Genomic DNA, 7,278 nt, shown 5'->3' with positions numbered 1-7,278 from the left:
GCTGTCAATGAAGTTCCAGAATACAAAGGTGGAGCGAATGCAGTAGAGGCCTTGGTTCATGAATTACCAGAATATAAAGGTGGCGCTAATGCAGTAGAAGCAGCTGTCAATGAAGTTCCAGAATACAAAGGTGGAGTCAATGCAGTAGAAGCTTTGGTAAACGAAAAGCCAGCCTACACAGGACTATTGGCTACAGCAGGCGATCAAGCAGCACCAACAATTGAAAAACCTGAGTATCAGATTAGTCAATTAGGTCAAGGTAAACTTGCAGAATCTAAAATTTCAGTTTCAACAGAAGATCAGAAGAGATTGCCAGAAACAGGAGAAAGCCAATCTGATACAGCTATCTTCCTAGCAGGCATCAGTCTTGCCTTATCTGCTGCTGTCCTTGCAACAAAACGTAAAGAAAATTAAAGAAGACTCGATTTTAGAGTTTATCGGAACTAGAATTCAGACAGAAATAACTTAGTTGGAGAGAACCTCTAGGTTCTCTCCATTTTCAAATGGAAAATGAGACCGCTTACTGTAATAAGTGGGAGAAAGGAATAGGAGAAAGATGGATAGACATTTTTTTGAAAGACGTTGTCACTATAGTATTCGAAAATTTGCAATTGGTGCAGCCTCTGTATTGATAGGTGCTAGTATCTTTGGTGCAAATGTAGTGCAAGCTGCAGAGACAGTTGGAACACCTGAGAAAGAAGGAACAATTACACAAGCTCAGCCACTAGATAAGTTGCCGGACGATTTAGCAGCTGTTTTAAAGAAAGCAGAATCAGAGGCAACGGCAGATGCAGGTCATGAAGAAAATCATGAAAATACTGCAGGAACAAGTCCTGCAGCAACTGAAGCAACAAGCCCAGCAACAACTCCAACAGCTCCCAAATCAGCTGAGACTCTGAAGCCGGTTGAAACACCAAAAGCAGATTCTAAACCTGTAGAACCAGCTACACCTACAATCAAACCAGTTGAAAAGCAAATTGAAGATAGAGAAGATCGTAACCACTTAGAAGGTGTTACTGTTCAAGTAAACGACTCAGAAACTGGTACTCCTTATACTGCTGACAAGGCAGTGGACGGTAATCCTGATACTCGCTGGGCAACAAATCAAAATATTGACAAACCAACTTTCGAATTAACTCTTCCCAAGACTACACTTATTAGACATGTGGAAATTGATTGGGATCGCCGTGTCCGTAAGGGACAAAATGATCCAAATATCAAATCTTGGAGCCTCTACTATGCAGGTCAAGATGATGTAAATGCTAGTGGAGAAAAACAATGGAAGCTAGCTCATACCAAGACTGGAGAACCTGTTTTAGATGAGAAAGTTGACTTAGCCAATAGTATTCAAGCTAAATATCTCAAGTTAGAAATCAATGACTATCAAGCGGGCACAATGGGCTGGAGAAACGTTGGTATTCAAGAAATTCGAGCTTATTCGAATATCCCTGATCCAACTAAAGTGACAGATATTCGCCAAGTTACGGAATTGACAGTCGCTAAGGATGGACAATCTTTAGTACTTCCAACTTTACCAGGAAAAGTCAGTCTTATCGGTAGCAACAAACAAGGTGTGATTGACCTTCAAAATCATATTTATAAACCTTTGACTGATCAACGCGTTAAGGTTATGGTAGAGCAAATTAAAGATTCACATACCTTTACTAAAGAATTTGAAGTAGTCATCAAGGGGCTACATCAGGACGAAGGTGTGGGTATCAAACCAAAAGTAGCACCAGCTGTTCAACAATGGTATGGAAAAGAAGGTCAATCTTCTATCACTTCAGATACAGTTCTTGCGACAGGAGATTCAGGCTTTGATCAGGCTGCAACCTTCTACCAGTCAGATCTTGCTAGTCGTGGATTGGAACTTGCGACAGGTGACAAGCAGGCTCAAAAACGAATTGAATTTAAAAAAGTTGAAAATAAGGGTTATGGTAAGGAAGGTTATGGCATCACTATTCAAGATGGTGTCATTACCATTGAAGCTGCCACAAACACAGGAGCCTTCTATGCTACTCGTACTCTTCTTCAAATGGGGGAAAGCAATCTCCAAAATGGAGAAATCCGTGATTTCCCAAGCTTCAGTCACCGTGGCTTTATGCTAGATACAGGTCGTAAATTTATTCCTTATGACACCCTTGTAGACATCATGCTCAACATGGCTTACTACAAGATGAACGACTTGCAGTTGCACCTCAACGATAACTATATCTTCCTAAAAGAGCACTTAGCAGGTAAGAACCTAACACAAGAAGAAGAGCTTAAGTACGTTCTAGAACATGCTAAGACAGGTTTCCGTGTAGAGACAGATATTGTCGGTAAGAATGGTCAAAAATTAACATCAGATGAGCACTATACTAAAGAAGAGATGCAAAATCTGATTAAACTTGCTAAGGCCTTGCATATCAATCTAGTACCTGAAATTGACACACCAGGTCATGCTCTGTCATTTGTCAAAGTTCGTCCAGACCTCATGTATCAAGGTAGCCTGAGCGATTACAGAGGTAAACATAATGTAGAGCGAGTAGCCATGCTCGATCTAGATAATAAATACGATGAAACGCTGGCTTTTGTCAAATCAGTTTATGACAAACTTCTTGATGGTCCAGATGCACCACTTCATGGGGTGTCTACTGTTCATATCGGAACGGATGAATACTACGGAAGCAGAGAAAGCTATCGTCGTTATGTCAATGACCTTATTAAATACATTAAAGGGAAAGGCTATACACCTCGTATTTGGGGGTCGCTCAGTGCGAAACGAGGTAAAACAGCGGTTGATTGGAAAGATGTAGAAGTTGATATCTGGAGTATTGGCTGGCAGCAACCAAAAGAAGCTATTGCTCAGGGAGCTAAGATTATCAACATAACAGATATTCCAACTTATAGTGTACCAAATGGTGATAATCGTCAAACAGCTTATGGTGACTATGCTAACTATGAGACACAATACAATAGGTGGACACCAAATGATTTCCGAACAGGTCATGGTCCACTTCTAGAAGCATCCAATCCAAATGTAATTGGTGGTGGCCACGCAGTTTGGAATGACAATATTGATCTTCATGAGACAGGTTTGACATCTTATGATATCTTTAAACGCTTCTTTAAGAGCATGCAAACAACTGCAGAACGCACTTGGGGATCTGACCGTGCGGCTGCGACCTTTGCAGAACGTACCCTACCAACGAGCCCTTATGCACCACAGTCAAATCCTGAAAAAGAGATTGATCAAAGTGATTTGTTTACTATCAATCCTGAAACAGTGAAGAACTATGCAAGCAAGAAGGTGAAGACAAGCGAGCAAGGATTGGCTTTTGAGAAAGATAGCAGTATTGAAGGCCTGGCAGGTGATGTTGGTCCAAGTCATGTCTTGAAGTTTGATGTAACTGTCACTGGAGACGGTGAACAAACCTTCTCAACAAGTGGAGACAACCGTATCTATCTAGCTGATAAAGACGGCTATCTTGCTTATCAATTTGAACAGTTCCATATCCAGTTCAAGAAAAAACTTGAAAAGAATAAACGTTATCAAATCTCTATCGTGACCAAACCACAATCAACGGAATTCTATGTGGATGGTGAGAAGATTGAACGTATCGCAAATCCAGCTCACCCTCGCTTTGCTCACAATAGCTTGGTTCTACCGCTTGAAAGCATCGGTGGGTTCAAAGGGATTTTACATAGTGCAGAGTTGTCAGATAAACCATTTGTAAATCCTCGTTTGATTCCAACAGATCATTTCACAGTTTCTGCAACTAGTCAAGAAACACCAGGAACAGCGACTGAAGGAGTTGTTGAAAAAGCCTTTGACAATGATCCAAATACCTTTTGGCATACTAAATGGACTGGTGATACTGCTCCGTACACTCTTTCTATGACCTTGAAAGAAGCAGAAAAAGTCAATGGTTTGACTTATCTTCCTCGGCCAGGTGGTGGAAATGGGGTCGTGACTCGCTACGAAATCTACGCACAAAAAGATGGCCAAATGGTCAAGGTTTCAGAAGGAAGCTGGGACAACAACGCTCAAGAAAAAACAGTTAACTTTGCAGCGGTTCATACCAACAAGATTGAGTTGAAAGTTCTATCAGGTGTTGGGGGCTTTGCAAGTGCAGCTGAAGTTCATCTATTGAAACCTATCAAAGAGGGACAAGAAACACCAGAACCAGAACAACCATCTACACCTGAAACTCCAAAAGTCGAGCAAACAGGTGATGGAACAGTTGAACTGGCGGATCAATTCACAGCAAGCAAACCAGCTAGCGAAGATAGTATTGCAGCTGCCAGCAAGAGCGCAGATTATCTCAAGAAAGAGTACAAGGTTTTCCCAACTCCACAAAAAGTGACTTATGGAGAAGGAGTCACAGCTCTTCGTAAGCAAGTCAATCTGGTAATGGGAGATCAACTCGATGTCTATACTCGTAATCGCTTGAAGAGTGTCTTACAGGACAATCAAGTATCCTACACTACTAGTCAATCAGCAGTTGCTGGCGCAACTAATATCTATCTTGGAGTACATGGACGAGGAACACAAGCAGAACAAAACTTATCTAACGTTTCAGCAGGTCTCTTTGATAAGATTGATGCCTATGCTTTGACCATCAAGGACAATTCAATTTCCATCGTCGGAAAAGACACAGATGCAGTCTTCTATGGTTTGACAACCTTGAAACATATGCTCAAGGAAAGTCAAGTTCCAGTTCTTCGCAATGTGACAGTGGAAGATTACGCTGCAATCAAGAACCGTGGTTTCATCGAAGGTTACTATGGAAATCCATGGTCTAATGCAGATCGTGCTGAACTCATGCGTTTTGGTGGCGATTTGAAATTGACCCAATACTTCTTCGCACCGAAAGATGATCCATACCACAACAAGAAATGGCGTGAACTTTACCCAGAAGAAAAACTAGCTGAAATTCGTGAACTTGCTCGCGTCGGAAATCAAAGTAAAACTCGCTATGTTTGGACTATTCATCCATTCATGAACAACCGTATCCGATTTGGTAATGAAGCGCATTACCAAGAAGACTTGGCAACCATCAAGGCTAAATTTACCCAGTTGATGAAAGTGGGTGTCCGTGAATTTGGTATTCTAGCCGATGATGCACCAAGCCCAGTTGGAGGCTACAATAGCTACAACCGCTTGATGCAGGATATGACCAACTGGTTGACAGAAATGCAAGGAACTTATAGCGGTCTTCGCAAAGAAATGATCTTTGTTCCAGGTCAGTATTGGGGTAATGGGCGTGAAGCAGAGTTGAAATCTCTAAATGAAAATCTCCCAAGTTCAACCTCTATGACTTTGACGGGTGGTAAGATTTGGGGTGAAGTTTCTGAAGGCTTCTTATCAACTCTCAAGAACAATCTAACTGCAGGTGGTAAAACTTATCGTCCAGTATCACTTTGGGTGAACTGGCCAGTTACAGATAACTCTAAACAACACTTGATTCTAGGTGGTGGTGAGAAATTCCTTCATCCGAATGTAGATCCAAGCTTGCTATCCGGTATCATGTTGAACCCAATGCAACAGTCTGAACCATCTAAGATTGCCCTCTTCGCTGGAGCTCAGTATACATGGAAACAGTGGAAATCAGAAGAAGAAGCTAAGAAACTCAATGACATTGCCTTCAACTTTGTTGAAAATGGTCATTTTGAAGATAGCAAGGTGTTAGCAGCCTTCCGCGAACTCGGTAAGCATATGATCAACCAAAACATGGATGGTCGTGTCGTTAAACTAGAAGAATCAGTTGAATTGGCTCCGAAATTAACAGACTTCATGACTAAGCTCAAAGCGGGTCAGGATGTAACTGCAGAACGTGCAACTTTGCGTGCAGAATTTGCCAAGATTAAAGAAGCGGCTGAACTTTATAAAGCATCAGGTGATAAAAAAATGGTTGCACAGATCCACTATTGGTTGGATAATGCAATCGACCAAATGAATGCCCTTGATGCCTTCCTAACAGGAACAGAGGCTATGGCTACAAATGATGCAGCCAAACTTTGGGATAGCTACTATAAAGGTTTGAAATTGTACGAACAGTCTCAAACTCATACCTTCCATTATGTAGACCATCTTGAAAAGGCTGAATTGGGTGTTCAACATATCCGTCCATTTATCCTAGCTTTGAAAGAAGTTCTAGCGTCTGAAGTTCAAAAAGTCTTGCATCCAGATCAAATCATCAGCACCTTTATTACCAATCGAACAGGTGTAGAAGGTGGTTTGGCAGAAGTAACGGATGGTGACTTGGCAACTCATGCTTTGATTAAATCACCAAATAGTATCAAGACAGGTGATTATATCGGTATGAAATTTAACAAACCGGTAGATATCCAAACATTGACCTTTGCTATGGGAACTCAGGCAAATCCACGTGATACCTTTAGTAAGGCTGAAGTGCAGTATCAAGATGAAAAAGATAATTGGATAAGTTTGAAAGAACCAACTTATGTTGGTAATGAGTCACTTGTTCAGTTTGAAAATCTTAACATCAAAGCTAAAGCAGTACGTATGATTGCTACAGAAGATCGTGATGACACCTGGTTTGCAGTTCGCGAGATTGCAGTAAATCGTCCAGTAGAGAACGCTCGTAAACAACAAACTGCTACCATTAGCCTCAGCTCAAATCTAGTTTATAAATTGAGAACATCAGCAAGTCAAATTACTGATGGTAAAGATAATACAGAAGCTATGATGGCAAATGCTGACGGCAGCAATACGACTCCAGTAGATGCCTGGGCACAACTTGACCTAGGTGAAGTCAAGTCAGTCACTAAAGTTCGTCTTCGTCAAGGAACTGGTGATAAACTTGCCGCAGGTGTACTTGAGTACTCTACAGATGGATCTGCATGGCAAGAGTTAGATCGCCTATCAGGAGAACAAATTAAGGAAGTGACTAGAGCTATCAATGCTCGTTACATCCGAGTACGCAATACCAAGGCAAGTGACCTTTGGTGGCGTATCCAAGACTTCTCTGTTGAGACACGTTCTGGAAATAGCGACTTAACAGACACCAACGTGGACGCCTTGAAGGAAACACCGGTAGTGGATAGCTTGGGCAGTTACGAGCTTCAAATTCCAGCTGGAACCAAACTTCCTGCTCATAGCTATCTAGGTATGAAGCTTGACCGTATTCATGAAGTCAAGAGCATCCAGCTCAAAGGCCAGGCCAACCCAGCTCTTAGCTTGGAATACTCTGCAAATGCGCAAGAATGGACACCGGCTAGTCAATTGACTGATAGATCTGTCGCAACCCACTTGGTACGTTATGTTCGTCT

General features: G+C 41.7%; 2 protein-coding genes. Both read left to right on the top strand.

Going from position 1 to position 7,278, the window contains the following annotated elements:
• The coding region (locus HMPREF2613_RS07545) for an SIALI-17 repeat-containing surface protein (RefSeq protein ID WP_186822084.1) at nt 1-414 on the top strand (414 nt) is incomplete at its 5' end.
• A 142-nt stretch (nt 415-556) separates the two neighbouring features.
• Nucleotides 557-7,278 (top strand): beta-N-acetylglucosaminidase domain-containing protein (locus tag HMPREF2613_RS07540; protein WP_070479905.1); only part of this gene is annotated, 6,722 nt, incomplete at its 3' end.

The sequence above is a fragment of the Streptococcus sp. HMSC070B10 genome, assembly GCF_001808665.1.
Lineage (GTDB): Bacteria > Bacillota > Bacilli > Lactobacillales > Streptococcaceae > Streptococcus.
Note: the sequence above shows the minus strand (reverse complement) of the source record. Positions and strands in the feature narration are given on the sequence as shown.